Genomic DNA, 26,548 nt, shown 5'->3' on the forward strand with positions numbered 1-26,548 from the left:
CTAATTACAATAGCTTTTTAAGGAGATATGATGGATTTATTACAAACTTGCCAACATAAGGGACTGGTCCTGGACGGTGCTATGTCCGATGAGTTAGAAGCACAAGGCGTTGATACCAATAACAAATTATGGACAGCAACTGCACTAACTAATAACTTACCAGCCGTGTATCAAACCCATCGAAATTATTTACAGGCAGGCGCACAATTAATCATCACCAACACTTACCAAGCTAATGTTCAGGCGTTTGAAAAAGCTGGATATACTGGTCAGCAAGCGCAGACCTTTATTGGCAATGCAGTCAAAGTTGCGCTAAAAGCTAGAGATGACTATGAAGCAATTACCGGCAACCATAACTTTGTGGCTGGTACAGTTGGTGCTTATGGCGCTTATTTAGCTGACGGCAGTGAGTACCGCGGTGACTATATTTTAACGGACGATGAATATTTGGCTTTTCATTTACCACGTTTACAAACGATTATTGAGCAAAAGCCAGACTGCATTGCGATTGAAACCCAGCCCAACCTAAAGGAAGTTAAATGCCTTTTAACTTGGATGGAAAACAATTATCCTAAATATCCAGTTTATGTTAGCTTTACTTTGCGCGATGCCCAAACTATTAGCGATGGCACTAGCCTAGCCGAAGCCGTTAGTACAATTGATCAATTCTCCCAAGTTTTTGCAGTTGGCATTAATTGTACTAATCCTAACCTAGTTACAGCTGCAGTTAAGGTAATAAAGCCACTGACTAGTAAGGAAATTGTGGTTTATCCTAATCAAGGTGCTTCTTATGATCCGACTACTAAGACTTGGCAAGACCTACCAGAAAAGATCGATTTTTACCAAGCAACTAAGAAATGGTATGCTGCTGGTGCTCACCTAATTGGCAGCTGCTGCACCACTAATCATGAGCAGACTGCAGAAATTGCTCGTGCATTTAATGAAATTAACTAGTTGCGTCAGAAAAAGAGTAGCTCAATGCTACTCTTTTTTGGGTTGTTCATTTGCTCCATAATACTTTGGCTGTGACCAATTAACTTCAACTTGCGATAACCAAGTATGCAACCGCTGCCCCAGCTGCTGCGTCATTTCACTGGTCATTGCTAATTGCCGTTGGCTAATCTGATCAACATGAACTCCAGCTAAAACGACACACAATCCTGGAAGACTATCCTTAATGATAGTCAAGATTTGTTTAGCTAAAATACCATCTTTATGCAAGCGATTATCATGACTAGGAAAAGGACGATCCTGAATATCACCAGTCTGATCAACAAAACACACCGTACCAATATGTGGATGATCACCGCCAAATATTTTAATTGCCAGATCAGGACCAATAAATTCTGCTTCCAGTGTAATTGAAAAACCCAGTGCTGTTACTGTTGATTGAAAACTTTGCTTTGTCATAATTTATCCTCTTAATATCTTATTTGCTACTTTTTTCCAAACCGAGTAAGCTGAATAGATAACTAATTTAGTTATAGTTTATTTTAGAGGAGCTGAAGCTAGATGACAAATAACAAATGGGACTTACGTAAAGTCCTGAGTGAAATTGAAGACGATCCGCAAAATTATCATGAAACCGATGTAGCTGTCGATCCTGATGCAGAACTAGCTGGTGTTTACCGTTATATCGGTGCCGGAGGAACTGTTGAGCGTCCTACTAAAGAAGGCCCAGCAATGATGTTTAACAACGTCAAAGGTTTTCCAAATACCCGCGTCTTAATTGGCTTAATGGCTAGCCGTAAACGGGTAGGTAAAATCCTCCATCATGATTGGCGCACTTTAGGGCAATATTTTAATGATGCTGTAACTACACCCGTGGCGCCAGTTTTAGTTGACGAAGCAGACGCGCCCAGTCACGAAGCAGTGCATTTAGCAACAGAGGACGGCTTTGACCTACGCAAATTAGTAGCAGCACCAACCAATACCCCGCAAGACGCTGGACCATATATTACCGTTGGTGTCGTCTTCGGTTCCAGTATGGACAAGTCAATTTCCGACGTGACTATCCACCGGATGTGTATTGAGGGCAAAGATAAATTAGCAATCTACATTATGCCAGGCGGTCGCCATATCGGTGTATTTGCTGACGAATACGAAAAAGCTAATAAACCGATGCCAATTACTATTAGTATCGGACTAGATCCCGCTATTACCATTGGTACCACTTTTGAACCGCCAACCACCCCACTTGGTTATAACGAACTAGGTGTTGCTGGAGCTTTACGTAAAGAAGCCGTTGAATTAGTTAACGGTGTCTCTGTCGATGAAAAGGCGATTGCCCGTGCTGAATACACCATTGAAGGCTATATTATGCCCCATGAAAGAATTCAAGAGGATATTAACACCCACACCGGTAAAGCAATGCCTGAATTTCCTGGTTACGACGGTGATGCCAACCCAGCTGTTCAGGTCATTAAGGTCACTGCCGTAACACACCGTCAAAATCCAATTATGCAAAGCGTAATCGGTCCTAGCGAAGAACATGTTAGTATGGCAGGCATCCCAACCGAAGCCAGCATTTTGCAATTAACTAATAAAGCTATTCCAGGCAAAGTCGTTAATGTATATAACCCACCAGCAGGCGGCGGTAAGCTAATGACTATCATGCAAATTCATAAAGATAATGAGGCCGATGAAGGTATCCAGCGGCAAGCTGCCATCTTAGCCTTTGCTGCATTCAAAGAATTAAAAACTGTCTTTTTAGTTGATGAAGATGTCGATATCTTTGATATGAATGATGTTGTTTGGACTATGAATACCAGATTTCAAGCTGACAAAGACTTAATGGTTTTATCTGGGATGCGTAATCACCCACTAGATCCATCGGAGCGGCCAGAATATGATCCGAAATCAATTCGGTTCAAAGGAATGAGTTCCAAACTAGTAATCGATGGTACAGTGCCATTTGATATGAAGGATCAATTTGAACGAGCACAATTTATGAAGGTACCAGATTGGCGTAAATATTTGGAGTAAGTAATAATGAAGAAAATAATAATTGGCGTTTCTGGCGCTTCTGCTACCACTTATGCGATTGACTTACTCAAGAAAACCAGCCAAATGCCTGACGTTGAAACTCATTTAGTCATGAGCACCTGGGCTAAAAGGAACTTAGCAGTCGAAACTAGCCTCACCCTAGCAGAAGTTACAGCTCTAGCTAATTACACCTACGATGAACACAATCAAGGTGCAGCTATTGCGAGCGGGTCATTTCTAAGCGATGGTATGGTAATTGTGCCAGCCAGCATGAAGACTGTATCAGGTATCGCTCAAGGATATGCCGACAACCTGATTGGACGAGCTGCCGATGTCATGATTAAAGAGCAACGTAAATTGATTATCGTTCCGCGCGAAACACCACTTAGCGTTATTCATCTTGAAAACTTGACTAAACTAGCCAAAATTGGAGTACAAGTTATTCCACCAATTCCAGCCTTTTATACTCAGCCTAAAACTATCCAAGATTTACTTGATCATCAAACAATGAAAATCTTAGACGCGTTAGGAATTAAAAATGAAGTAGCTAAACGCTGGCAAGGAAAGTAAAAAAAATTACTAAATTTAATAACCCCCGAAATTAGAACAACTAATTTCGGGGGTTATTTTATTATAGTTAAATTATCTACACTAGGGAAAAAATAAAGTCGCTACCTTTTGATTTAATTTTGTAAACTTTTTGCTACAAAGTTAATTTCATAAAGCATTGAACCTGCAATTGTTTCTGTTTTTCCTGAACGAGTAATTTTCAATTCTGTGGTCGCCAAAAATCTAGTATAGGTTGGTTGCATTCCCATTTTATCGAACTGCCTCTGCTTATCAGTAGGCGACATTCCATAGATATCAATCGTATTGATCTCCTTAGGGTTGCTAATAGTATACTCAACTTGAATATCTGGATGGGTAAAAACGTAATGCAATTTTTTAGGCATCACCTTATTGGTTTCTTTTTGCACATAAGTATCCAAAATCTCAACTTTAACATCATCAGCACTGGTATTTTCAAAAATTCGCTTGCCCTGATTATCATCAATAGTTAATAATGGGATTCTCGGTTGGCCAAAGCGATCAGCACCGACCATGTCATAAAGTAAGACACTATAATTACCAATGTTTTGTCTACCCCAAACCCAATGATGAAAAGCGTTGACAGGACTGATATTAAACCATTGGTGGTTATAATAAGCCGATCCAGTAACTGCTTTTTCTTCGCCTGCAATTGTCACCTTACCACTAACAGATAATTTAGTCACACAAATGAAGTTATAATAATATTCGTCATTTGGTCCAAAGGTAATATAGCCACTACCAGGTCTAAATGGCTTCACTTGGGCTTTAAAGTGCAAATCAATTGCCGTCTGATGCTCAACAGACTTCTTGCCTTCCATCACAATTTCTTGATCAGGTTCTGGTTCAATATGAATATCATATTCTTGCCAATCTTTACCAACTAAAGTACTTGGACCCCATTTTAAGTCAAGCTTATCTCGACTAGAGAAGGTATCTTGCACGTCATACAACCGATAATCATAAAATGGCTTACCAGCTGCACTAGTATAATTAATAGCAACATTCGGATTATCCCCTGCCTGATCAACATGATCAACTGACTTAGGCCTAAAACCCAAGACAAGCGTTGATTTATCATCAAAACTACAATCTAAGTACCAAACTTCAGCATGACCTGGTTGATCATTGTCCCTGCGACCATCTTCTGAAGCTTCGACTTTGTTTGGGTTAATTCCTAACTTTTTATAATCCTCAGGACGATTCATAATTCTACCTTGTGACATTTTAATACCTCCTGCTAAGAAAAATTTAGCTCTAGTTAGTAAATATTATTTATTTTCTGGTAATTCAACGTGCATTTCAGGAATTTCTTGCCAAACGACATGGTCTAATGACGGCACTCCGCTCAATGAAGCTGATGCTGGGACTGCAAAGTCAAGAAATGCTTCACGAAATTCTTCAGCTGTTGGATCCTCTTGTGCTGAAAGCATTGTCTTTGCATAATCATCATGATTGGTCGATTCATCAATTAACATCCAAATCTCACGGTCAGGATTGTCTGGATCCTCACGGAAAAATGTCCTAGATAAAGTATATCGAATCAATGCTGGATTCTGGCGTTGATAGTCCAAAGCCTTATCTAAAGCCGCTACCATTTTTGCATGGTTCTTCCTTAACACATAATAGTGCATTGTTTCTATTTCGGTCAATTTTATAGTCCCTTTCTATATCTATAAGCTACCTTTCACACTAAATAATAAACTTAAGTTTATTATTTATTATGACTGAAGTATAATACGAATATCGCTTATGTCAACCAATAAACTATAACTAAAAGTTTAATATCACAGAAGGTAACTACTTATGACCAAATCAGAAGACAAACGAATTCAAAAAAGCAAACATGCAATTAAAGAAGCTTTTTGGCAGCTACTGGAAAACAAAGACTTTTCGAAAATAAGTATTAAAGAAATTCTAGCCCTAGCTAAAGTTAACCGCGCAACTTTCTACAAATATTTTGCTAATAAATTTGAATTGCTTGAGTCTGTCGAGCAAGACTTAATTTCTGAGTTCGAACAGACAGCTAATCAAGCACCGCAATTATTCACTAAGGAACTTGATTCTGCACAACTGGAAAATTACTATCACGAATTTATCAATTACATTTATCATAATAAACAAAAATTTTCTGTTTTATTATCCAGTGCCAGTGCACCAGCATTCATTAGCAAATTAACTACAGCAGATCAAAAGATCTGGCAACAAAAACACTTAACTGAATATCTTGCAATTCCAGAAAACTATGCTTCAGCAGCTCTAACCGGATTAATTATTAACCTAATCGTTGAATGGGTGAAAACCAATTTTAAAAAAAGTCCTCAAGAGTTCAGTGAACTATTAGCTACCATTATTAGTCCAATCATTACTAATGGAATTTTCTTTAACTATCAAACATAGTCTGACTAAACTCCACTTTTATTCCCAGCAAAAAAATTGACACATGACTAATATCAGCTTATGGTGAAGTTGTATAGTAGTAAGTAAATTACTAGCAATCATAAAGGACGAATCACATGACACAACGAGCACGTTTAGCTGATACTAGCGAAGATTTTAAGAAATATGATATAAATAAAAATACAGTTGCCACTTGGGAAGATGGTATTAGAACTAATCCAAATACCAAAGGAACTTATGAATGGTGGTATTTTGATGCTAATTTAAACGATGGTTCTCAGTTAGTAATTACCTTTTTTGCTAAATCCGCGGTTAATCCTGGTAGTGAGTTGGAACCTTCTATAGATATTGAACTTACTCAAGCAGATGGCAGCAAAGTTAGCGATCATCTTGAATTTACGCCAGCAGAATTTTCAGCTGCCAAAGATGAATGTAATGTCAAAATCGGGCAAAATTACTTCAGAGGCAATCTAAAGCATTATCAAATCGGGGTGTTTTCTCCGAAGATTACCGTTGAACTAGAATTTGACAACGTCACTCCTGCCTGGCGGCGTAATGTCTGTATCTTTTTTGGTGATCACGATGAAAACAACTTTGGTTGGTTACCTGCCACTCCGCGCGGCAAAGTTACTGCTAAAGTAACTATTGCGTCAAAAGAACAAACTTTAACCGGCGACTGCTATCATGATCATAATTGGGGCGATGTCGCTCTAATGAAAGTTATGCATCACTGGTACTGGGGGCGCGCTAATATTGGCGATTACACGGTTATTTCTAGTTATATGACTGCTGAGAAAAAATATGGCTACCAAAAGTTACCAATTTTCTTTTTAGCTAAAAAAGACCAAGTTTTAGCTGATAATCCTAAATACATGACCTATTCTGAGCAAGACAAACAAATCGATGAACAAACCAAAAAGCCTTTTCATAATCAAATTATTTACGATTATAATGATGGTAAGCATCACTACAAAATATCTTACCTTCGCGAAAAAACGATCAGCAGAATCTCTTTCATCGATCAAATTTCTGGAATTAAGAAGTTATTAGCCAAATTAGCCGGCTTTGATGGCGCATACTTACGGTTCTCCGGTAAGATTAAGTTAGAGGTGTTTGATGGCGACCAAATTATAGAAACACAGTCTAGCCAAGGTTTATGGGAAGAAATGTATTTTGGCAAAACGCTGGATGTTTAAAAAATAGATAAATCAAAAATAGTCTTAATAGCTCTTTATTCCAGCTATTAAGACTATTTATTTTAAGCCATATTAGTAACGCACGTATAAGTCCCTATACTAATTTAGTTAACTATTTTTCATAACTGTGAATTGGTGTCTTTAGAACGCCATAAGCATCTTGAACACCTAACCAACCAAACATTTGTGAAACGATACAAATGTTGATTGTTGTTTGCCAGCCCAATGCTGAACCAGCTGTAGTACCACCAGCATACAAGCCTTCAATAGGTCTACCTTTACGGTCCATAACTTGACCATGGGGGCCAATTACAATTCCACCACGCGTACAGCAAGGAGTTGAAGTAATTCTAGAAGCATAAAATGGTCCTTCATCAATTGAATTAAGCCAAATCGGCTCTTTAATGAAGTCACTATCTGTACCCTGAGCACACATTTCATTGTAGCGCTTAACTGTAGCTTTTAACTTATCTACCGGAACATTAATCTTAGCTGCCAATTCTTCAATAGTATCAGCTTTAACGGTAATACCATCCTTAACATCACGTTCCAACTTCTTACGATTATTCATACCTGGTGATGGCCAACTAGTAGTTACACCACCAATGTGCAAGACACCATTTTCTTTGGTCTTAGCTTTTTTATCCAACTTTTCTTCTGTCTTGTCATCAAAGATTGACCAGGCTTTATTATCTGGTGTTTGCCAAAAAATGCCATCTGCAATTCTCATTTCATTGGCTGTATCACAAAACAATGGATTTTCTCCAGCCTTGTACCCACCTTCATTAATGAAGCGTTCACCATTATGATTAACATACAATTGCGGTAAACAAGCATATGCTGGCCAGTAAACGATGTCAGCTAAACTAGTCGAGTTTGTATGATTATTAAATCTAACATCTGAAGTTAAAAAGCTATCGCCCCAAGCAATTGATTCCATATCAGCACCAGCTTGTAAAGCCATAATGTGGCCATCTCCAGTTGATTGCGGGTAAAACATATCATGAGAATATCTTTCCTCACGTGGATAGAAGTCCTCCATCATTTCTTGGTTCTTACCAAAACTACCGGTAGTTAAAATAACGCCTTTATTAGCATTATATCTAATATATTCTCCAGCTTCATTTTTAGCAATTATACCCGTAACCTTACCATTACCGTCTTGAACCAATTGCTCACCGCGCATATTCAAAATAATCTGAGCACCATTTTTTTCCATGTACTTCTTTAACGGTACAAACCAATCTGGTTCTGGATAACCTGGTCTTCCATAGGAAATACCATATGGGCCCCATCCTGGTTCAAGTTCCAACCTAATATCCGAGTTTTCTTCTATAATCGGCTTAATCCAATCAATTAAAGGACCACTCTGATCAACAAAAGAGGTTACTACTGCTTGATTAGCCATCGACCAGTGATCATCGCGCATTAAGTCACCAATAATTGTTTCTCTTTCCTCAGCTGTAAAAGTTTTACCAGCATCACGTTGAAATTTTGAATCAAAAGCCCATTCAGCTTGACGAACAGCAGCAATATGTGGCATCTTATCTATAACTATTGTTGAACCTAATTCTGATGCTTTTGCAGCGGCGACCATTCCGCCTAAGCCTGCTCCAACTATCACAATATCAGCTGTTCGAGTTTCTTTGATATCCTCTATAGCTTGTGGTTTCTTACTCCACTTTTCAATGATTTCAGTACTTGTAGTCATGTTAACTTCCTTTCTCAAGTAAAACGATTGTGCCTACAATGTTGTTATACTATAGTATTTTTGAAAGCGCTAGCTTTGGAGGAGTTATTGTGACAGATAGTAAAAAATGTAACAAGCAATATACTGAAAAGGAAACTTTAACCAAAAAATATCTTTTTATTGCCTTAATTCAACTAATGCAAAGAAAAAAGTTTATTAAAATAAAAATAAGTGAAATTTGTAAACGGGCTGGAGTTTCAAGAACCTCGTTTTATCGCTATTATACTCACAAAGAAGATATTCTAATTAACTATTTAGATAAAGACTTCAAGAACTTTTTTAGTCAAACCATAAAAAAGAAAGATATTACTAACCATGACTTTTGGAACGCCTTTGTAGATAAGGTACTTAAAGATGACTTTATCGACTTTTTAGAAGATCATGATTTAAATGAATTATTAATTACTAATACCAATATCTATACCAAAGAAATGGTAGAAAAATTTTTTAAATGGGATTTAGAGAGTGGAAATAATAAGCAATTATTTTATTACAGTGTTGGTGGTTTGCAAAGCTTAATGACCTATTGTATTTTAAATAGCAATAAGGTTTCCAGAGAATCAATAGTTGCAACCATTGAACAATGTTTTCCAGATTTACAATAAAATTTATTCTTTATAAGGCAATTAATACATGGTCTAAGCTACCTTTATCTTAGCTTTGCCCAGTAAGACTGAACTAATTACAACAGATAGTGAACTAAAAGCCATCGCCAATCCTGCTATTTCTGGGCTGAGAACAATATTTATACCAGCGAAGACTCCTGCGGCAATTGGAATTCCCAAGATATTATAAATAAACGCCCAAAATAAATTCAATTTTATTCTGTTAAAGGTCTGCTTACTTAATTCTAATGCTTTAGCAACGTCGAGCAAATTATTTTTAACAAGGACAATGCCACCAGAATCAATAGCAATATCTGTCCCAGACCCCATGGCAATACCGACATCAGCTTGTGTTAAAGCGGGAGCATCATTAATTCCATCACCGACAAAGGCAACTTTACCAGAAGCTTGTAATTCTTTGATTTTATTAGCCTTATCTATCGGCAATACATCAGCGATAACTTGCTCGATACCAACTTGCTTGGCAATTGCTTGTGCAACTAACTTGTTATCTCCAGTTAGCATCACTGCTTGTAAACCTTGCTTTTTTAACGCGGTGATTGCTGTTTTAGTAGTTGGCTTAGGAGCATCCTGAATAGCAATCACACCAATAACAGACCTGTTAAGTCCCACCAAAACAACTGTCTTAGCTTCTGCTTGCAATCGCTGTATGCTTTTTTCTACTTCAGAATCAATAGTTAAATTCTCGTTACTAAATAGCTTGCTATTGCCAACCAAGACTTTTTCTCCAGCAAGTTCCCCAACAATACCTTGTCCTTCAACCGCCTTAAAATTATCAACTTTAGTAATTTTGGCATTATGCTCTTTGCCACCTGCTAAAATGGCTGCTGCAAGAGGATGTTCAGAAGCTGCTTCTAAACTCGAAGCTATTGCTAAAATCCTGTTTTGATCTTCACCGATAATATCAGTTACTACCGGGGTGCCGTTGGTAATGGTACCAGTCTTATCAAAGACTACTGTATCCAAATTGTTGGCTGCTTCTAACACTTCACCATTTTTAATTAAAATTCCCATTTTGGCACCCTTACCAGTACCAACCATTAGTGCCGTAGGTGTAGCAAGACCTAACGCACAAGGACAAGCGATTACCATTACTGAAACCGCAAAAATGAGTGCATCAGCAATATTGGCGCCAATCAGCGAATACCAAATAATAAAAGTCGCAATGGCAATTATTAGCACTGTGGGAACAAAAACGTCGGAAACTTTATCGGTTAAATTTTGAATCGGTGCATGGCTATTTTGGGCTTTTTTCACAATGTCAACTATTTGGGATAACATAGTATCGCTGCCGACTTTTTGCGCTTCAAAAATCAGAGTGCCATTAGTATTGATGGTTGAGCCAATTACCTTGTCACCTATTTTCTTTTGCACGGGCATACTTTCACCTGTGACCATTGATTCATCAATCGTTGAACTGCCGAAAGAAACTACGCCGTCTACCGGGATTTTTTGTCCAGGCTTAACTTGGACGAAATCTCCAACATTTACCTCATCAATTGGCACTTTGACAAAAGCTCCGTTCCTTCTTACCAATGCATCCTTCGCTTGCAAACCTGCTAGCTTGCCGATTGCATTAGAAGCGTTATCGCGCATCTTTTCTTCTAGAACTTGTCCTAGCAAAACAAATGTGATCACAAACGCTGCACTCTCAAAGAAGACACTTTTACCTGTCACCATTGCATAAATGCTGTATAAATAAGCCGTTAAAGTACCAAGCGCAACCAGTGTATCCATATTGGCATGGTGCTTGCTGAATGATGCCCAAGCAGACTGAACAAAGGGCCTAGCCGCAATTAGCATAATAATTGTAGTTAAAACGCACATGGCCCATTCCGGTAACATCCAGCCTGTAAAAGGTTCTACAAGCATTGATACTAGCATTGGCAACGATAATATTAATGAAATCCAAAAACGAGTTTTAAGCTTCATTACTCAACCACGACTTTTCCAAAAAACATCTCCATACCACAACTAAAATCATAATTCCCCGATTTTAAAGGCTGCAGATTAACCGTAACTGGCTGATTAAGCGGTAATTCAGCAGAAAAAGCTAGCGTAGTAGAACTCACGTAATTTAAACAGCCTTGATCACTAGTTCTGATAAAAGTAAGTTGTGCAGGAAGGTTCTTTTTTAAAATGACAACATCAGGTTTAAAGCCACCATCAACAATTATTTTGGCTTGATTTTGCTCCATCTTAATTACCTCCAAACTATTTTACGATTAGCGTGCCATGAAACATGTTCATGCCGCACTGCCAGCTATATTCACCTGGCTTACTGGTATCAATCTTTATCTGTTCTGCTTTACCCTGCGGCAACTCTTGATTAATCCCAAAGTCAGGGAAAATCACATGATCGAGACAGCTCGACGAATCACTTCTTGTAAAGTTGAGCGTTGCTGGTACGCCCTGCTGCAAGATTATCTTTTCTGGTGAGTATCCACCTTTAACTTCAATAGCAATCTTCTGATTATCAGATACTACATTTGCCGCTTTAGCTTGCACATCACGTTTGCCGAAAAACCACCAAAAAATAAAGCCAATTAATATTAATCCAATAATTGCTACACTGATCCTCATAATTATTCTCCTCAATTGTTGTCTACACTTGTAAACTTATGATTATGATACCACATGATTTACATTTGTAAACATTAATGCAACTTTTTGGCTCAAATCATACAAAAAAACAGGCTGATTGCCTGTTTATCAAGGATTATTCAATTTTATAATGCAAGTTAGTTAAGTCCTCGCGGCCTTCATCAATATATCCAGTATATTCTTCAACATTACCAGCAGTTGGAATAAACAAAACCTTATTAGTTTTTATGTTACTAGTCTGAATGAAATCTTCAAACTGTTCAACAACTCCAGCAAAATAAGAACATAAAAAAATTTTCTTCATTTTTCCTCCAAATAGTGATTTTTAATTATTAATATTTACGTATTATCATAAAAACAGGTTTACCCCAAGTATAAATACTATCGATTCTTGTTTTTAACCAAACGAATCTCACGATCAAACATTTGTCTCATATGATCATTAAGACTGTGAGCAATAAAAATAACTGTTTGTTCACCAGAAGTAACTTCACGCAAAATTTCGATTGTTGCTTGTTGATCAATGGCACTTGTTCCTTCATCAATCAGAATAATTTTACTTTGATGAACCAATGCCCGAATTAAAACAATTTTTTGCCTTTGTCCTCCTGAAACATTTAATTTATTTAAATTAATTATCGTATTTAGTCCTGTAGGAAAATGGGAAATATCACTTCTAAACTGAATTTTCTCAATCAATGGCGTTAATTTAGGTTTTAGGCTTACACTAAACATTGTCATGTTGTCAGCAACACTTCCTGGAAACAAAACTGGTTCTTGTGGAATATACCCAACTTTGCTCATGTCTGGTATGATTCTTTGTCTTGTTTCATTCCTGAATAGCACTTTACCCGTTGTAGGTGTAATTTCACCAAGTAAAATTTTCAGTAAGTTAGTTTTACCAACACCAGAATCACCAGTAAGCAATACTTTTTCACCCTTTTTAACATTAAGGTCTGGAAAAGTTAGTCGCTCACCATTAGGAAACTTAAGACTTAAATTTTCTGTCATCAAAGAAACTGGTGTCTCCAAACTCTTTTCCTGTTTTACCGAACTTTGTGTGGCAGAATCCGCAATTTGCTTATTGAGGGACTTACTTCCCTCAATTCGCCCATAAGCCGCAATCATTTGTTCAATTGAGCTAGCAAGATAATATTGACAGTCCACCACAACGATCCAAGCACCAAATTGAACGTGATGGTTTATAATCAACCATCCCGCTAGGATAAAAAGTAAAAAGCTAAAACTTTCCGAAATTAAACCGTTAATTACCACTAAAGTTTGTTGCAAACCAACTTGTTTAACATTCGCATCTTCTAACTTTTTAGAATCTACCTGGATTACTTTAAATAATTTAGCACCTGCTAAATATCGGCGTAATTCCGCTAATCCAGATAGCCACTTTTCAAGGCTATCAAGATAAATTTTATTAGCACTAGAAATATGCAACGTTGCCTTTTGCAACTGCTTATTCAATAATTTAGGCAAGATTAACGAAATAATTGTCATTGCAATACTAATTACCAGCAATAACCAATGAAAGTTTAGCAACAATAAAAAAGCAAAAACAAAAAAGCTAATGTCCATAATAATATTGCACCAAGATGCAAAATAATCCCAAGTTACCTGTTCAATATCATTAGTTAGACGATTTTGTACTTGTGAAACTTGATGATCAGCTTGATCATAAAAATAATGCTGAACTATTTTACGGCGCAAAGTTACGCTATATTCTTCTGCTTGTTTTGTAAATAATGAATTAAACCAACCTTGAGTAAAATAATCAACTAGTGAAACTAACGCCATAATTGCAACTAGCAAAAAAGCAAATGGAATTTGCCATTTTTTTATGGCTGTTGTTATTATTGCAAGCAAGCCAGTATTAACTAGATGCATTGCTGGAAAGAAAGCTGCTGTAAAAATTATCAGAATACAACGTAATGGATTTTGCTTAAAAAAGTCTTTAATCGTCATTATTTTGCACCTTCTTTAGCTTGTAAATTAATTTGATAATCAAATTGCTGCATTAATTTCGGGCTAAAATTGTGTGCTACCATCAGTAAAGTTTGCTTAGTTTGCAATAATTCATGAACAATTTTAGCAGTTGCATTACTATCAATTGCGCTAGTTGCTTCATCAAGTAACAACATCTGTGGTTCACAAATTTCGGCTCTAGCCAAAACTATCTTCTGCTTCTGACCACCTGATAAATTATCTTGATCCAAATTAACTTGCGTTTTTAAACCAGCAGGAAAGTTACCTAAATCAGCAGAAAGCTGCATTTTTTCTGTAACTTTAGGAACTTTTTCAACTAAATTGTTGGCAAACATTGTAATATTTTCCGTAATACTAGTAGGAAATAAACTGCTATCTTGAGCAATATAACCAACCATAGCATTTTGAGGACTAATTACTTGTCCATTATCTGTTTGATAGATAACTCGTCCTCGCTGTGGTATTAACTCACCCAATAAAACTTTTAATAGTGTAGATTTACCACTACCAGAATCTCCCGTTAGCAATACTTTATCACCTGCATTAATTGTAAAATCAGGATAGGTAATTTTCTCACCATGTTGATATTCAACTACTAAATTTTTAACTTGAACACTATTAACTGGCACTACTTGCGGCAACGAAATAAACTGGCGTAATTTTCCAGTTAGATCTCGCAACTGCTTAGTTGAATTAATTGATGTAATTGCATCAACTATATCCCATAAACTATTGAAAATATTCGAACAAAAGCTAGTAGCAATAACCCAACTGCCAAAATCAATTTGATGATTAACAAGCAAAACAAGAGCATAGCCCATAATTCCAATTTGTCCAAGCGTATTGCCAATACCATTAATTCCAATTGCAATGCCATGCAGATTCTCTTTTTTGATATTTGCTTGAGCTAAAGCTTGACTAGTGCGATCCAATTCCTTATTCACTTTTGAAAAAACGCGATAACGCCGTAATTCAGTTAAGCCTTGAAACCAATTACTAATAGTTTCAAGCAATTCTGAATTTTGCATCGCTGCAGTGGCAGTTGCCGTTGATAACTTTTTTTTCATGATTTTTGGTAATAGAAATACAATAATCGCGACAACGATAGTTGCTAAAATCAAACTCCAATGTAATGTAAACAAGGCACTAATCGATAGCATAATCACAAGTAAAGATTGCACAATAATAGACCAAGGCTCTAAATAATCAGTCGTTAAAATTTTCATATTACTGCTTAATTCATTTTCTATTTTAGAAATTTTATCCTGACCATTTGCATAATAATGGCGTAAAATTTCATCTCGTACTCTGTGGATATATTCCTGTATCTGCTGATTAAATTTATAAGTTGCCGTCGCAAGTAATGCAGTTGCCATAAATTTAGTAACAGCTTGAGTAATTATCCAAACCAGAAAATTAGAAAAGTTCTGTTTACTAATCGCATTTATCGCATATTTAAGTAAATATTGTGATCCAGTGCTTGAAAATGAACTAAAAATATAAATAACTAAAATTAAAATAGCTCTTGGTCCGTTGACTCTAATAATTTCTTTAATACTCAATAAATTCCCCCTTATTTTCTTTTTTAATTAAACACTAATATTGACTTATTAGCAATACTTTAATGTTGTGAAAATGTCAGTAAAACTTTAAGAGATTTAATTTTCATATCAAATTATTTCTAGTCACACTTAGTCACACAAAAAGCAGGCAATTAAGCCTGCTACATCAAGGGTTACGTTCATTTCTAAAAAATTAATGACGACAAATTTCTAACTTATTTTACTTTGTGTGACCTACAGTGTGACTGACCACAACATTTCACATTAATTTACAACTATTTAAAGTACTTCATAACAAGCAAAAGCCCGTCATATCAAGATTGATACAACGGGTTTTAATGCGATATTTGCCTTTGTTATGCTGATTGCCAGAATCGAACTGGCGACCTTTTCTTTACGAGGGAAACGCTCTACCAACTGAGCTAAATCAGCAACTCGTAACGTTTAAATTATACCAGAACTAAAAAAGGCGTGCAAATTAAATTGCACGCCTTTGCTGATTATTGCCAATCAAGGCACAATTCTTGCTCATGCAATAGTTGCGGTAATTGGTCACGATCAATCCGCTTGTCGTTCAGCTTGTCGCCAGTAATTTGCTTAGTAAATGAATCAATGCGGCGATTAGCATCCCGCAAATCATAGTAAGTCGTCACTTCAGCATCATAATCTGCTAAATCACTTACTTTAAAATCGCGTGGATATTCATTTTCAAAGGTAGTAAATTTCAGTGGTAAACGCGGCTTGAGTTGTGGCTGTTGATCAGGTACACCTACCTGCATTCCTAACGCTGGAAAAGTTAACTTAGGCAAATCCAGAACTTTGAGCATTTCTAACGGGTGGTCGTTAATCGTACCAAGTGGCACCATGCCCAATCCCATGCTCTCTACCGCATTGGCGACATTTTGAAAAGATAACAAAGTATCATCCAATCCCTGAAAGAAAATATCAGTCGTATGCACTCGTCCATCATCTTGTCCCAATTGCTGACGAATTTGCTGATTACGATATAAATCCACGACAAAGATGAACAAATCACCTTCTGAGCCAACATATTGTTGGTTACACAATTGCCGAATTTGCGCTCTCTTATGTTCGTCCGTAATATGCAATAACGAAGCATTTTGCATAAACATGCTGGTGGCTGTATGTTGAAAAACCGTGTATAAAGTAGTTAACTCGTCTGCACTTAAAGTTTCATCCTTAAATTTACGAATTGAACGATGCTCAAGTTGCCGATCAATTGTTTCATTATGAATCATTTACTTACCTCTTTCTCTATTTTCTTACTAAAAGTAAGTTTATGGCAAATTTCACTTAGTGTCAATTAACCCATTTTGCGAAAAGTTAAACTTTTTTCCTAATAGCTATGGTAAAATTTAACTAAAATCAGATTCTTAATTGGAGGCAATTATGCGTATATTAGTCGTTGGTGGAGCCGGTTATATCGGTTCAATCGCAGTCAAGAAGTTGCTGGCAGCTGGCAATCAAGTAATCGTATTGGATGCTTTATACACCGGTCATCGAAAATCGGTCGATCCTAAAGCCAAGTTTTACCAAGGCGATCTCCAAAATCAGTTCTTGGTCAGCCAAATTTTGCGTAATGAAAAAATTGATGCAGTCATGCACTTTGCCGCATATTCTTTAGTCCCAGAGTCTGTAGCAAAGCCGCTCAAATATTATGACAACAACGTTTCTGGCATGATTGCTCTGCTGACAGCAATGAAAGATGCTGATGTTAAGTATCTCGTCTTTTCTTCTAGCGCTGCAACTTATGGTATCCCGCAAAAACTGCCAATTACCGAAGATTCACTGCTGAATCCGATTAATCCTTATGGTGACACCAAGGCCATGATGGAAAAGATTATGCATTGGGCAGACAAGGCTGACGGCATTAAGTCAATTGCCTTGCGCTACTTCAACGTTGCTGGTGCTTTAAGCGATGGCAGTATTGGTGAAGATCACAGCCCAGAAACCCATTTAATTCCAAATATTTTACGCAGTGCAGTTTCAGGTGATGGACAATTTACTATTTTTGGTAATGACTATGACACTCCTGACGGAACTAATGTGCGCGACTATGTCCAAGCTGAAGATTTAATTGATGCTCACTTGTTAGCCTTAAATCACTTAGTCAAAACTAATCAATCAGATGTCTTCAATTTAGGTACAGCACACGGTTATTCTAATTTAGAAATCCTGCAAGCTGCTTGTAGCGTAACTGGCAAAGAAATTCCTTATACCATTGGGCCACGCCGTGCCGGTGATCCAGATTCGCTAGTTGCTGATTCAACTAAGGCTCGCACTATTCTTAACTGGCAGCCTCGTCATGAAAGTGCAACAGAAATTATGACTAGTGCTTGGACGTGGCATCAGACTCATCCCCAAGGCTATAATGACTAAACAAAAATGACTAGCAAACTGAGCTAGTCATTTTTTATTTCATTAATTATCGTATATAAATCCATATCGTGAAATTGGTTATCATGCTTAAGTTCATCTCGTAAAAGTGCCACATGGGTAAAATTTAAACGTTGTGCAACAGCACGACTGGTCGTATTTTTATGATCTGCTAATAAGTTAAGTCTGTGCAAGCCTAATTCATTAAAAGCGATGACTACTAATTGCCGCACACTTTCAGTCATAATCCCTTTACCCCGATATGACTCGCCTAACCAATAGCCAATTTCCGCACTTTCATTAGTCCAATCAACTTGATGTAAATCTAACATTCCCGCTGGCTGACCAGCAACAGTAATCACCAATTCTAACATTTCATAATTAGCAGTTTTAGTTCTAGTCATTTTGATAAATTTCGCTTCATCTTCTACACTCGACATCGACTTAGCCCAAGGCAGAAAGCGAGCAAGACTAGCACGACTGTCAGCTACTTGTTGATAGATCGCTTCTGCTTGATTGACTTCTGGCAAAACCAGTTGAATTGCTAAATCATTAACCATAAACTCTGTAAGTTTAAACATTTTTAACCTCCTTAACCATTTCTTAATAATACTGATATTTCGGCAAAAAAACAATCTTATTTACCACTATCATTTAATATTAACAGTCCCAGTAAAGCATAAATCATTCAAATTTGCTACAATAATAAGGTGTTATATATTATTTAAGAATAGGAGTAGTTTAATGAGTAAGGAAGATCCTAAAAATAGCACTGGCTATGAGCGTACCCTGACCAATGCACATATTCAATTAATTGCGTTAGGCGGTACCATCGGGACTGGGCTATTTCTCGGTGTGGGTAATAGTATTCAAGCAGCTGGTCCAAGTGTAATTTTAATTTATATTATTGTCGGAATTTTTCTGTTTCTATTAATGCGGGCATTAGGCGAATTAATTGTTTCCGATTTATCCAAGCATACCTACATCGATTTCATCGAAAAATATTTAGGTAATGATATTGGCCATATCACAGGTTATCTCTATTGGCTTAGTTGGATTACCTTGGGGATGGCTGAAATGACCGCTTTAGGAATTTACTTTCAGTATTGGTTCCCTCATTTACCTACTTGGATTCCAGGGCTGGTTACTATTGTTGCTTTACTATTTATTAATCTGCTATCAGCTCGACTATTCGGCAACCTAGAATTTAGTTTTGCCATTATTAAAATTGTGACGATTATCGCTTTTGTATTACTAGTTGGCTTTTTACTAATAAAAGGCGATCAAACCAACTTTGGTCCAGTCGCACTTGATAATCTAGTCAAACATGGTGGCTTTTTTGCTAAAGGCAGTTCTGGCTTCTGGTCAGGATTTCAAATGGTGATTTTTAGTTTTGTCGGCGTAGAATTAGTTGGTTTAACCGCTGCTGAAGCTCAAAATCCACAAACCACAATTAAAAAAGCAATTAATGAAGTACCACTAAGAATCATTTTATTCTACGTGCTAGCTATTGTCGCTATCCTAGTAGTCATCCCTTGGAATAAGGTAGCCACTAATTCTAGTCCATTCGTCCAGGCGCTTGGAGCAACTGGAATTCGGAACGCTGGCTCAATTATTAACTTCGTGGTTATCTCTGCCGCGGTTTCTTCAACCAACAGTATTTTATATAGTGCGGGACGCATCCTGTTTTCAGTCTCATTTGATGGTAAAGGAAAATGGAGTCAAACCTTTGGCCACTTGCGCAGACAACTACCACAAAACGCATTGATGCTATCTGCCTGCCTAATGGCAATAGCACCAATTATTATCGTTGTAATCGGTGATCAAGCGTTTAGCTTTATTTCATCAACCTCAACAAGCATGTTTTTAATCATTTGGTGTTTGATGCTTTTAACTCACATTGCTTACCGTAAAAATACAGCTCCTGATCAGCTAACTGAATTTCAGATGCCGGGATTCCCATACCTTGATTACGCAACTATTTTATTCTTTGTCTCAATGATTGTTTTACTGCTTATCCTACCAGACAATCGTGTTTCAATGATTGCTGCGATCGTGTTATTTGCAGTTTTAGCTGCTAGCACTAAAATATTTCGTACAAAACAAAATTAATTAAAAAAACACCTCCTTAACTATCAAAATTAAGGAGGTATTTTTATGCTCTATTTAGTAAAATTAGCTTTGATTTTTTGCCATAAAGTTAATGACTTGCGCATTTTATCAGCCGGAAAATGATTACGAATTGCATGTAGCGTCTGCTTGTTTTTTCGTGTTGAAAAAATAAACGTTCCATTACTTTTAGTCCGTAATTCAAATCGCGGAATATAATGTCCACCAAAATGAACATCTGCCACAACATAGGTGATTTCATCCCATGGTATCTGGACATAATCTTCAAGATGACGGTCATTATAGAATTCAAAAGCATGATCGCCAATCATTACCTTGCCATAAGTCGCGACGCCCCGAAACCAAGTCGCGCTAATTGATAACTCACTTACGGCATTACTCGATTTAACCATATAAAATTAAAGAACGTGCAAAACATGCAGGACAACCCCAACAATGAAAATCGCAATGATGATCACAATTGGTGAAATCTTCTTCTTGAGTAACCACATACAGAAGAATGTCAGCAATAATCCGGCTAATCCCGGAATTAAGCTATCAAGATTCTGTTGCAGCGTCGTCGTCTTAAAATTAGTTAACGACAATCCTTGTTGCTGTTGCAACAACGCCTGTTGAATTCCTTTAGCACCTGCTGGTAATGATCCCCAATCAATGTAGCCACCTTTTTGTACAGGTGTCTTAGAAACAATTGGCGTGAAGTTAATATTAACCCAACGCTCAATTAACGAACCAAGGACAAACATCCCCATCATTGACGCGCCACGGGTTACCTTTTGCAGCAATCCACCAGATACATCGTTAGTAATTGCTGAACCAGCTTTATAACCAAATTCTTGCGTATACCACATGAATGCTAAACGCACTACGTTCCAAATTACGAAGAATAAGATTGGTCCCAAGATATTACCTTGAATCGCCATCGATGCACCAAGTGCACCGACAATTGGCCGAACCGTGTACCAAAAGACTGGGTCACCAACACCAGCTAAAGGTCCCATCATTCCGACCTTCACACCTTGAATCGCCTCATCTTCAACTTCAGTCCCATTAGCCTTATCCTCTTCTAGCGCTAAGGTAACTCCTAGAATCGGGGAAGCTAGATACGGGTGCACGTTAAAGAAGACTAGGTGCCGCTCTAAGGCTTCTGCTAATTCATCTTTTTTCGGATATAACTTTCTTAAAGCCGGAATCATCGAATAGACAAAACCACCATTTTGCATTCTTTCATAGTTCCAAGAAGCCTGCAAAAATTGCGAGTGCCACATAACTTTGAAGCGGTCGGCCTTGGTCAATGTTATTTTTTTATCAGCCATTATAAAATCCTCCTCTTAATATCACTTTAATAGTCATCAATAATATCGCCGAGTGGATCACCAGTATCGCTTGCTTGCGAATTAGTACCACCATTGCCGCCTTTTGATTCAAGTGCCAGATACATAATCGCCATCGCTAGACCAATTGCGCCTAGAGCAATCAAGGTTAAGTCCTTAATTGCTGCTAATGCAAAACCGATAGCAAAGAATGGCCATACTTCTTTAGAAGCCATCATGTTGATAACCATTGCATAACCAACAGCCACCACCATGGCACCACCGATTGACATTCCATCACTTAACCATTTTGGCATTAATCCAAGCCAATACTGCACAGTCGAAGTTGGAATTAATAGTAGTAAGCCAGCCGGAATAGCAATTCTTAATCCTTGTAAACAAACATCAATCCATTGCCACATATTAATCTTGCGCCAATGACCCTTTTTAGCTTCTGCATCCATAATATGGACAATCCCTGTGGAAATCGTCCGTACGATCATGGTTAAAAACAATCCAGCAACAGCTAACGGCATCGCAATTCCCGTGGCCATCCCGATACCATCAGTACCTTTGCCACTTTGAACTAAAATAATTGCCGATGCTACTGAAGCTAGCGCTGCATCTGGTGCAACCGCCGCACCAATATTAGCCCAACCTAAAGCAATCATTTGTAAATGCCCACCAAGAATAATCCCTAAGTCAAGGTGTCCAGTTACCAAACCGATTAATGTACAGGCCACCAATGGTTGGTGAAACTCCCATTGATCCAAAATTCCTTCCATCCCTGCGAGAAAGGCAATTAGAACCACTAAAATCATTTGAATAGCGTTCATTTTTTCGCTCTCCTTTTATTTATTCTTTTGCTCATCAAGTAAATTCTGTGCCTTATTGAGAATTGGTTCTAAAGCACCCGTCTTATCAGTTGGTACCTTACGCACATCAAACTTAACACCCAATTTTTCCAGTTCGTGGAAAGTATCCACGTCTTTTTGATTCATTGATAACACATTATTCGCATTAACATCGCCTGGTGTATACGACATCGAACCCACATTGACCGTTTCGATCTCAACACCGGCTTTAATTACTGCTAAAACATCTTCAGGATTTTCAAACAATAGCAAAGCATTAGTATCACCAAAACGTGGGTCTTTAGCAATTTCAACCATTTTAGCTAGTGGAACTGTATGTGCCTTAACACCAGCAGGCGCTGCCTCACGAATCATACTTTTGCGCATTTCGTCTTTGGCAACACTATCTGAAACCACGATCACCCGATCAGGATGCATCGTCGGAATCCAGCCCGTAGCCACCTGACCATGCAATAACCTTGAATCAATTCGTGCTAACACAATCTTAATCTTACCGTCACCCACAACGGTACCTTCAGGAATTGCTTGTTTTGTTGCAATTTCCTTTGGTGCAACTTGCTTTTGACTTGCTTGAGGCATCAACTCAACTGGCTTAGTTTTAACACCATCTTTAGCCGGTTCCACAATTGCAGTCGCGATTTCATGCGCCGAAGCATCCGGATTAGTCAAACGCTGCGTTAAAGCTTCAACAACCATTGGTAAATTCATCCCAGCAACTGCTGCCCAATTAGGATGTTTTTCAAGTAACCCATTAGCCTGATTAAAGGGGGTTCCTCCCCAAAGATCAACTAAAAATAGTACATCCGTACAATCCTTAAATGCAGCTACAGCCTGCTCCATCTTATTGCGAATATCATCTGGCCCTTCTTCAGGTGTCAAAATGACATGGGCAAAATTTTCTTGTTCGCCAAACAGCATCTGCGCAGATTGCGCGATCCCATCAGCGAACCCACCATGGCTGGCTAATATAATTCCCACCATGCGAATTCCCCCTTTTAAAATAAATGTATCCGCTCCAATTATACCATACAAGTAGAGTTAATAAATAACTTATCCACAGTAAATACCCGTCAAAACCCAATGATATCAACAAAATAGTTTTTGCTGTGGATAAAATAAAAAGCTCATGAAAGTCTAATAGTTTCATGAGCTAAGCTTTAAAAATATTTTATAAGTTGTGCCTGATTAAGTTATTTTTTGGTAAGCACCGTGACAGCCTCAACATGAGGAGTCTGTGGAAACATATCAACTGGATCGATTCGATTAAAATAATATCCTTGCTTTTGGAATTCTTGTAAATCCCGCACCATAGTTGCAGGATTACAAGAAATATAGACAATCTTTTGCGGACCGGTCTTAACTGCGGCTTCAATAAACTCCGGTGTCAGGCCTTTTCTTGGTGGATCAACAAAAATCACATCACTTGTAATTCCCTTTTTAGCCCAACGCGGCATTAGTTCTTCAGCTTTACCAGCAAAATATTTGGCATTATGAATATCATTTAATTCAGCGTTATTATTAGCATCTTTAACAGCATCACGCACTACTTCGATTCCGCGGACACTTTTAACATGCTTAGCAACGCTCAGACCAATTGTACCGATTCCAGAGTACGCATCAATAACAACATCTGTTGGCTTAAGTTGCGCTTGCTTAATGGCCAAATCATACAATCTTGGTGTCTGCTTAGAATTGATTTGGAAGAAACTTTCAGGTGAAATTTTAAATTCAACTTCACCTATGCGATCTGTAATTTGCGGTAAACCAAACACTAAATAATCCGTTTTACCCAAAATAACGTTAGTTTTCTTAGGATTATGATTCAGTACCAAACTAGTGACACCGGCAATCTGTTTAATTTCTTCTGCTACTTGCGGTAATTGTGCAAAATCTTTATCTAAGCAAACTAAAATTACCATGATTTCGCCAGTTGCCTGACTGCGACGTACATCAAGATAACGTACTTCACCGCTATTGTGCACCTCATCATAAGCTGGAACTTTGTTCTCCCGCAAAATATCCCTTACTTTAACTAAAACTCGGTCAATTTCTGGATCAGTAGTAAAGAAATTAGTTAGTGGGACTAAATCATGGGAATGTTTTCTAAAAAAGCCAATCTCAAGCTGTCCATTGACCATTCTCACTGGAACTTGGGCCTTATTACGATAACCAGTTTGATCAGGACTTGGCACCGTTTGACCAACTTCAACTTGGTCTAAGTGAGCCTTTTTGAGTAAATTTACTACCTGCTCACGTTTAAATTCAAGCTGCTGATCATAACTAAGATGGGCTAGTGAGGCTAGACCTGTTTGCACCCATTGGTTGAGTTCAATTTCAACTCGATTGGGACTCTTCTTAATAATTTTTTCAATCTTAGCAAAGGCAAAGCGCTTCTTAACTTTTAACACCTTTGCACTAACTACTTCACCTGGCAAAGCATTAGTTACAAAAACTGTCATACCCTCATAATGTGCAACACCCATTGCTTCGTATGACAAATCGGTAATTTCTAATTCAATAATTTGATTTTTTTCCATCTTCGGTCCTTTTTTACAAACACTATTTATAATTATATTTTACTAGGGACAATTATTTTAAACAATAAAAACAAATAAAAAGCCAAGTAACATCATGATCTGATCCTACTTAGCCTCAAAATCAACAATTATTCTTCTGTTTTACGTCCTTTATAGAGAAAATTAAACACAAACGAAACAATAATCGCAATAAAGGAAATAACGTAGACACCTTTTAAAGCACTAAACAATACTTGCCGTAGTTGTGGAACTAAGTTAGCTGCTAATTCCTTGGCTTTAGCTGAAGAAACAATTTTATTCATCATTCCCTGTGTTAACTTGGGATAATGACGTAATTGATCAGCAACTACCGTATTAAAGGCAATTCCGTAAATAGAAACTAACATGGTTTGTCCTAAATATTTCATCAATGTATTAAAAGAAGTAGCAACCCCAACGTTTTCAGCATCAACTAAAACTTGCGAACGAACTTGTGCAGCCGTTATTATTGAACCAAAGCCAAAACCATTTAACGTTGCAATTACGCAAAAGACCCAAAATGGAGTATGTAGAGGAACTATTAATAACAACACATCAGCAACTAATAGTAGGCTCAATAAGCCAAAGAAGGTATTACGAACTCCCCAACGGCTGAGCATACCACCAATAAAGAATGAGCCAACGACCCACATAATTGAACTTGGTGTTACTGCAAAGCCAGCAATTGTGGCACTAGTCCCCAAAATTCCTTGCATCCAGGTTGGAATATAAAATTCAAAACCAATAACAATTCCAGCGATAAATAAGGTAATTAAGTTTACTGCTAAAAATTCCTTATTCTTTAGCATTGACAACGGCATAATTGGATCTGCTGCGCGCTTTTCTGCATGATAAAAGGCAACTGCACTAATCCCAATTAAAATAATCAGCAAACCAATTATTACAGGCTTTAACGTCCCTAATTCTTGCAAAGTAAACATTAAAGTCAACAGCAAAACCGTTAGCCAGCATGTTCCCTGCAAATCTAATTTAGCACTCTTCTTTTCTTTTGGCTCTTTCAAAAAAATGACTACTAATGCCAAAGCAATCAACCCAATCGGAACATTAATATAGAAAATCCAATGCCACGACAAGTTTTGCACAATAAATCCACCCAGCAGTGGCGCAATAACTGATGCAACGCCCCAAAAGCCAGAATTTAATCCCAACATTTTAGTCCGTTTTTCTAAAGTATACATATCGGCAATGATAGTCATGGCAACAGGCTGAACGGCACCTGAACCAAGTCCTTGAATAACCCGAAATAAGATTAATTCGATCATATTATTGGCTTGACCACAAAGTGCAGAACCAATAACAAATAAAGCAATTCCAAATAAAAAAACTGGCTTACGGCCAATGCTATCCGCCAGTTTTCCATATAAAGGAGTTGATACAGCCGTCATAAATAGAAAAATTGAAACAACCCAATTCATTATTTCTAAACCATTTAAATCAGAAACAATTGTTGGCATAGCAGTTGACACAATTGTCCCTTCAATTGCAGTCATAAAAGTTGTCATAAAAATCGCAATTGTAACTATTGGTACATTGGTTTTTTTCATATTTACTCCT

26 protein-coding genes and 1 tRNA gene are annotated in these 26,548 nt (G+C 37.5%); 8 read left to right on the forward strand and 19 right to left on the reverse strand.

Features of this window, described 5'->3' with window-relative positions:
- Positions 1 to 30 precede the first annotated feature (30 nt).
- The gene (gene mmuM, locus OZX59_RS04815; protein WP_277124808.1) at positions 31 to 954 is read left to right on the forward strand and encodes a homocysteine S-methyltransferase; all 924 of its coding nucleotides are present in this window, start codon (positions 31 to 33) and stop codon (positions 952 to 954) included.
- Between the two features lie 27 nt (positions 955 to 981).
- On the opposite strand, the gene OZX59_RS04820 is transcribed toward mmuM, so the two are convergent.
- A complete protein-coding gene (locus OZX59_RS04820) occupies positions 982 to 1,410 on the reverse strand; it encodes an amino acid decarboxylase (RefSeq protein ID WP_277124810.1) in 429 nt (142 codons plus the stop codon).
- Between the two features lie 102 nt (positions 1,411 to 1,512).
- Here OZX59_RS04820 and OZX59_RS04825 point away from each other — a divergent pair, with 102 nt between their 5' ends.
- Positions 1,513 to 2,985 carry a UbiD family decarboxylase gene (locus OZX59_RS04825; protein WP_277124812.1) on the forward strand — a complete coding sequence of 491 codons (1,473 nt, stop codon included), beginning with the start codon at positions 1,513 to 1,515 and terminating at the stop codon, positions 2,983 to 2,985.
- Positions 2,986 to 2,991: 6 nt separating this feature from the next.
- Positions 2,992 to 3,555, forward strand: coding sequence for a UbiX family flavin prenyltransferase (locus OZX59_RS04830; RefSeq protein ID WP_277124814.1), 564 nt, complete (start codon positions 2,992 to 2,994; stop codon positions 3,553 to 3,555).
- Positions 3,556 to 3,668: 113 nt separating this feature from the next.
- Here OZX59_RS04830 and OZX59_RS04835 read toward each other — a convergent pair whose 3' ends face one another.
- Together OZX59_RS04835 and OZX59_RS04840 are read right to left on the reverse strand one after the other, a co-directional pair.
- Positions 3,669 to 4,799: a lipocalin-like domain-containing protein gene (locus OZX59_RS04835; RefSeq protein WP_277124816.1), complete on the reverse strand. Its 1,131-nt coding sequence runs from the start codon at positions 4,797 to 4,799 to the stop codon at positions 3,669 to 3,671.
- Between the two features lie 45 nt (positions 4,800 to 4,844).
- Entirely contained in the window at positions 4,845 to 5,225 is a 381-nt protein-coding gene (locus OZX59_RS04840) for a hypothetical protein (protein ID WP_277124818.1), read from the reverse strand.
- Positions 5,226 to 5,379: 154 nt separating this feature from the next.
- On the opposite strand from OZX59_RS04840, the gene OZX59_RS04845 reads away from it, so the two are divergent.
- A complete protein-coding gene (locus tag OZX59_RS04845) occupies positions 5,380 to 5,973 on the forward strand; it encodes a TetR/AcrR family transcriptional regulator (RefSeq protein WP_277124820.1) in 594 nt (197 codons plus the stop codon).
- A gap of 116 nt (positions 5,974 to 6,089) precedes the next feature.
- Positions 6,090 to 7,169 (forward strand): lipocalin-like domain-containing protein, encoded by a 1,080-nt coding sequence (locus OZX59_RS04850; protein ID WP_277124822.1) that lies wholly within the window; start codon positions 6,090 to 6,092, stop codon positions 7,167 to 7,169.
- 112 nt (positions 7,170 to 7,281) lie between these two features.
- Here the strand turns inward: OZX59_RS04850 and OZX59_RS04855 are convergent, their stop codons facing one another.
- On the reverse strand, positions 7,282 to 8,880 hold the full coding sequence (locus tag OZX59_RS04855; protein WP_277124824.1) for an FAD-binding protein: 1,599 nt from the start codon (positions 8,878 to 8,880) through the stop codon (positions 7,282 to 7,284).
- An 89-nt stretch (positions 8,881 to 8,969) separates the two neighbouring features.
- Here OZX59_RS04855 and OZX59_RS04860 point away from each other — a divergent pair, with 89 nt between their 5' ends.
- Entirely contained in the window at positions 8,970 to 9,524 is a 555-nt protein-coding gene (locus tag OZX59_RS04860) for a TetR/AcrR family transcriptional regulator (RefSeq protein ID WP_277124826.1), read from the forward strand.
- A gap of 33 nt (positions 9,525 to 9,557) precedes the next feature.
- On the opposite strand, the gene OZX59_RS04865 is transcribed toward OZX59_RS04860, so the two are convergent.
- The 8 genes from OZX59_RS04865 to OZX59_RS04900 form a co-directional block, all read right to left on the reverse strand.
- The gene (locus OZX59_RS04865; protein WP_277124828.1) at positions 9,558 to 11,477 is read right to left on the reverse strand and encodes a copper-translocating P-type ATPase; all 1,920 of its coding nucleotides are present in this window, start codon (positions 11,475 to 11,477) and stop codon (positions 9,558 to 9,560) included.
- Positions 11,477 to 11,743, reverse strand: a complete 267-nt coding sequence (locus OZX59_RS04870) for a cupredoxin domain-containing protein (RefSeq protein ID WP_277124830.1) — start codon at positions 11,741 to 11,743, stop codon at positions 11,477 to 11,479. Before OZX59_RS04870 ends, OZX59_RS04865 begins: the two co-directional genes overlap by 1 nt.
- A 16-nt stretch (positions 11,744 to 11,759) precedes the next feature.
- A complete protein-coding gene (locus OZX59_RS04875) occupies positions 11,760 to 12,134 on the reverse strand; it encodes a cupredoxin domain-containing protein (protein WP_277126991.1) in 375 nt (124 codons plus the stop codon).
- Between the two features lie 130 nt (positions 12,135 to 12,264).
- Positions 12,265 to 12,453, reverse strand: a complete 189-nt coding sequence (locus tag OZX59_RS04880; protein WP_277124832.1) for a Type 1 glutamine amidotransferase-like domain-containing protein — start codon at positions 12,451 to 12,453, stop codon at positions 12,265 to 12,267.
- A 77-nt stretch (positions 12,454 to 12,530) separates the two neighbouring features.
- Positions 12,531 to 14,123 carry an ABC transporter ATP-binding protein gene (locus OZX59_RS04885; RefSeq protein ID WP_277124834.1) on the reverse strand — a complete coding sequence of 531 codons (1,593 nt, stop codon included), beginning with the start codon at positions 14,121 to 14,123 and terminating at the stop codon, positions 12,531 to 12,533.
- Positions 14,123 to 15,706: an ABC transporter ATP-binding protein gene (locus OZX59_RS04890; protein WP_277124836.1), complete on the reverse strand. Its 1,584-nt coding sequence runs from the start codon at positions 15,704 to 15,706 to the stop codon at positions 14,123 to 14,125. Before OZX59_RS04890 ends, OZX59_RS04885 begins: the two co-directional genes overlap by 1 nt.
- A 359-nt stretch (positions 15,707 to 16,065) precedes the next feature.
- A tRNA-Thr gene (locus tag OZX59_RS04895) sits at positions 16,066 to 16,138 on the reverse strand.
- 68 nt (positions 16,139 to 16,206) lie between these two features.
- A complete protein-coding gene (locus OZX59_RS04900; RefSeq protein WP_277124838.1) occupies positions 16,207 to 16,965 on the reverse strand; it encodes an NADPH-dependent oxidoreductase in 759 nt (252 codons plus the stop codon).
- A 151-nt stretch (positions 16,966 to 17,116) separates the two neighbouring features.
- Between OZX59_RS04900 and galE the strand changes: the two genes are divergently transcribed.
- Complete coding sequence (gene galE, locus OZX59_RS04905) at positions 17,117 to 18,106, forward strand: UDP-glucose 4-epimerase GalE (RefSeq protein ID WP_277124840.1); 990 nt, start codon at positions 17,117 to 17,119, stop codon at positions 18,104 to 18,106.
- A 23-nt stretch (positions 18,107 to 18,129) separates the two neighbouring features.
- Here galE and OZX59_RS04910 read toward each other — a convergent pair whose 3' ends face one another.
- The gene (locus OZX59_RS04910; protein ID WP_277124842.1) at positions 18,130 to 18,684 is read right to left on the reverse strand and encodes a GNAT family protein; all 555 of its coding nucleotides are present in this window, start codon (positions 18,682 to 18,684) and stop codon (positions 18,130 to 18,132) included.
- A 163-nt stretch (positions 18,685 to 18,847) separates the two neighbouring features.
- Here OZX59_RS04910 and OZX59_RS04915 point away from each other — a divergent pair, with 163 nt between their 5' ends.
- Positions 18,848 to 20,215 carry an amino acid permease gene (locus OZX59_RS04915; RefSeq protein WP_277124844.1) on the forward strand — a complete coding sequence of 456 codons (1,368 nt, stop codon included), beginning with the start codon at positions 18,848 to 18,850 and terminating at the stop codon, positions 20,213 to 20,215.
- 50 nt (positions 20,216 to 20,265) lie between these two features.
- On the opposite strand, the gene OZX59_RS04920 is transcribed toward OZX59_RS04915, so the two are convergent.
- The 6 genes from OZX59_RS04920 to OZX59_RS04945 form a co-directional block, all read right to left on the reverse strand.
- Positions 20,266 to 20,625: a DUF956 family protein gene (locus tag OZX59_RS04920; protein WP_277124846.1), complete on the reverse strand. Its 360-nt coding sequence runs from the start codon at positions 20,623 to 20,625 to the stop codon at positions 20,266 to 20,268.
- Between the two features lie 6 nt (positions 20,626 to 20,631).
- Positions 20,632 to 21,546, reverse strand: a complete 915-nt coding sequence (locus OZX59_RS04925) for a PTS system mannose/fructose/sorbose family transporter subunit IID (RefSeq protein ID WP_277124848.1) — start codon at positions 21,544 to 21,546, stop codon at positions 20,632 to 20,634.
- 26 nt (positions 21,547 to 21,572) lie between these two features.
- Positions 21,573 to 22,379 (reverse strand): PTS mannose/fructose/sorbose transporter subunit IIC, encoded by an 807-nt coding sequence (locus OZX59_RS04930; protein ID WP_277124850.1) that lies wholly within the window; start codon positions 22,377 to 22,379, stop codon positions 21,573 to 21,575.
- A gap of 15 nt (positions 22,380 to 22,394) precedes the next feature.
- Entirely contained in the window at positions 22,395 to 23,399 is a 1,005-nt protein-coding gene (locus tag OZX59_RS04935) for a mannose/fructose/sorbose PTS transporter subunit IIA (RefSeq protein ID WP_277124852.1), read from the reverse strand.
- A 209-nt stretch (positions 23,400 to 23,608) separates the two neighbouring features.
- The gene (gene rlmD / locus OZX59_RS04940) at positions 23,609 to 24,955 is read right to left on the reverse strand and encodes a 23S rRNA (uracil(1939)-C(5))-methyltransferase RlmD (protein ID WP_277124854.1); all 1,347 of its coding nucleotides are present in this window, start codon (positions 24,953 to 24,955) and stop codon (positions 23,609 to 23,611) included.
- Between the two features lie 128 nt (positions 24,956 to 25,083).
- Positions 25,084 to 26,538, reverse strand: a complete 1,455-nt coding sequence (locus OZX59_RS04945; protein WP_277124856.1) for an MDR family MFS transporter — start codon at positions 26,536 to 26,538, stop codon at positions 25,084 to 25,086.
- Positions 26,539 to 26,548 lie beyond the last annotated feature (10 nt).

Source organism: Lactobacillus sp. ESL0681 (assembly GCF_029392835.1).
GTDB lineage: Bacteria > Bacillota > Bacilli > Lactobacillales > Lactobacillaceae > Lactobacillus.

What these genes read in the sequence shown, in the direction of transcription:
- mmuM (WP_277124808.1), top strand. Translation starts at nt 31, where the DNA reads ATGGATTTATTACAAACTTGCCAACATAAGGGACTGGTCCTGGACGGT.
- OZX59_RS04820 (WP_277124810.1), bottom strand. Translation starts at nt 1,410, where the DNA reads ATGACAAAGCAAAGTTTTCAATCAACAGTAACAGCACTGGGTTTTTCA.
- OZX59_RS04825 (WP_277124812.1), top strand. Translation starts at nt 1,513, where the DNA reads ATGACAAATAACAAATGGGACTTACGTAAAGTCCTGAGTGAAATTGAA.
- OZX59_RS04830 (WP_277124814.1), top strand. Translation starts at nt 2,992, where the DNA reads ATGAAGAAAATAATAATTGGCGTTTCTGGCGCTTCTGCTACCACTTAT.
- OZX59_RS04835 (WP_277124816.1), bottom strand. Translation starts at nt 4,799, where the DNA reads ATGTCACAAGGTAGAATTATGAATCGTCCTGAGGATTATAAAAAGTTA.
- OZX59_RS04845 (WP_277124820.1), top strand. Translation starts at nt 5,380, where the DNA reads ATGACCAAATCAGAAGACAAACGAATTCAAAAAAGCAAACATGCAATT.
- OZX59_RS04850 (WP_277124822.1), top strand. Translation starts at nt 6,090, where the DNA reads ATGACACAACGAGCACGTTTAGCTGATACTAGCGAAGATTTTAAGAAA.
- OZX59_RS04855 (WP_277124824.1), bottom strand. Translation starts at nt 8,880, where the DNA reads ATGACTACAAGTACTGAAATCATTGAAAAGTGGAGTAAGAAACCACAA.
- OZX59_RS04865 (WP_277124828.1), bottom strand. Translation starts at nt 11,477, where the DNA reads ATGAAGCTTAAAACTCGTTTTTGGATTTCATTAATATTATCGTTGCCA.
- OZX59_RS04870 (WP_277124830.1), bottom strand. Translation starts at nt 11,743, where the DNA reads ATGGAGCAAAATCAAGCCAAAATAATTGTTGATGGTGGCTTTAAACCT.
- OZX59_RS04880 (WP_277124832.1), bottom strand. Translation starts at nt 12,453, where the DNA reads ATGAAGAAAATTTTTTTATGTTCTTATTTTGCTGGAGTTGTTGAACAG.
- OZX59_RS04885 (WP_277124834.1), bottom strand. Translation starts at nt 14,123, where the DNA reads ATGACGATTAAAGACTTTTTTAAGCAAAATCCATTACGTTGTATTCTG.
- OZX59_RS04900 (WP_277124838.1), bottom strand. Translation starts at nt 16,965, where the DNA reads ATGATTCATAATGAAACAATTGATCGGCAACTTGAGCATCGTTCAATT.
- galE (WP_277124840.1), top strand. Translation starts at nt 17,117, where the DNA reads ATGCGTATATTAGTCGTTGGTGGAGCCGGTTATATCGGTTCAATCGCA.
- OZX59_RS04910 (WP_277124842.1), bottom strand. Translation starts at nt 18,684, where the DNA reads ATGTTTAAACTTACAGAGTTTATGGTTAATGATTTAGCAATTCAACTG.
- OZX59_RS04915 (WP_277124844.1), top strand. Translation starts at nt 18,848, where the DNA reads ATGAGTAAGGAAGATCCTAAAAATAGCACTGGCTATGAGCGTACCCTG.
- OZX59_RS04920 (WP_277124846.1), bottom strand. Translation starts at nt 20,625, where the DNA reads ATGGTTAAATCGAGTAATGCCGTAAGTGAGTTATCAATTAGCGCGACT.
- OZX59_RS04925 (WP_277124848.1), bottom strand. Translation starts at nt 21,546, where the DNA reads ATGGCTGATAAAAAAATAACATTGACCAAGGCCGACCGCTTCAAAGTT.
- OZX59_RS04930 (WP_277124850.1), bottom strand. Translation starts at nt 22,379, where the DNA reads ATGAACGCTATTCAAATGATTTTAGTGGTTCTAATTGCCTTTCTCGCA.
- OZX59_RS04935 (WP_277124852.1), bottom strand. Translation starts at nt 23,399, where the DNA reads ATGGTGGGAATTATATTAGCCAGCCATGGTGGGTTCGCTGATGGGATC.
- rlmD (WP_277124854.1), bottom strand. Translation starts at nt 24,955, where the DNA reads ATGGAAAAAAATCAAATTATTGAATTAGAAATTACCGATTTGTCATAC.
- OZX59_RS04945 (WP_277124856.1), bottom strand. Translation starts at nt 26,538, where the DNA reads ATGAAAAAAACCAATGTACCAATAGTTACAATTGCGATTTTTATGACA.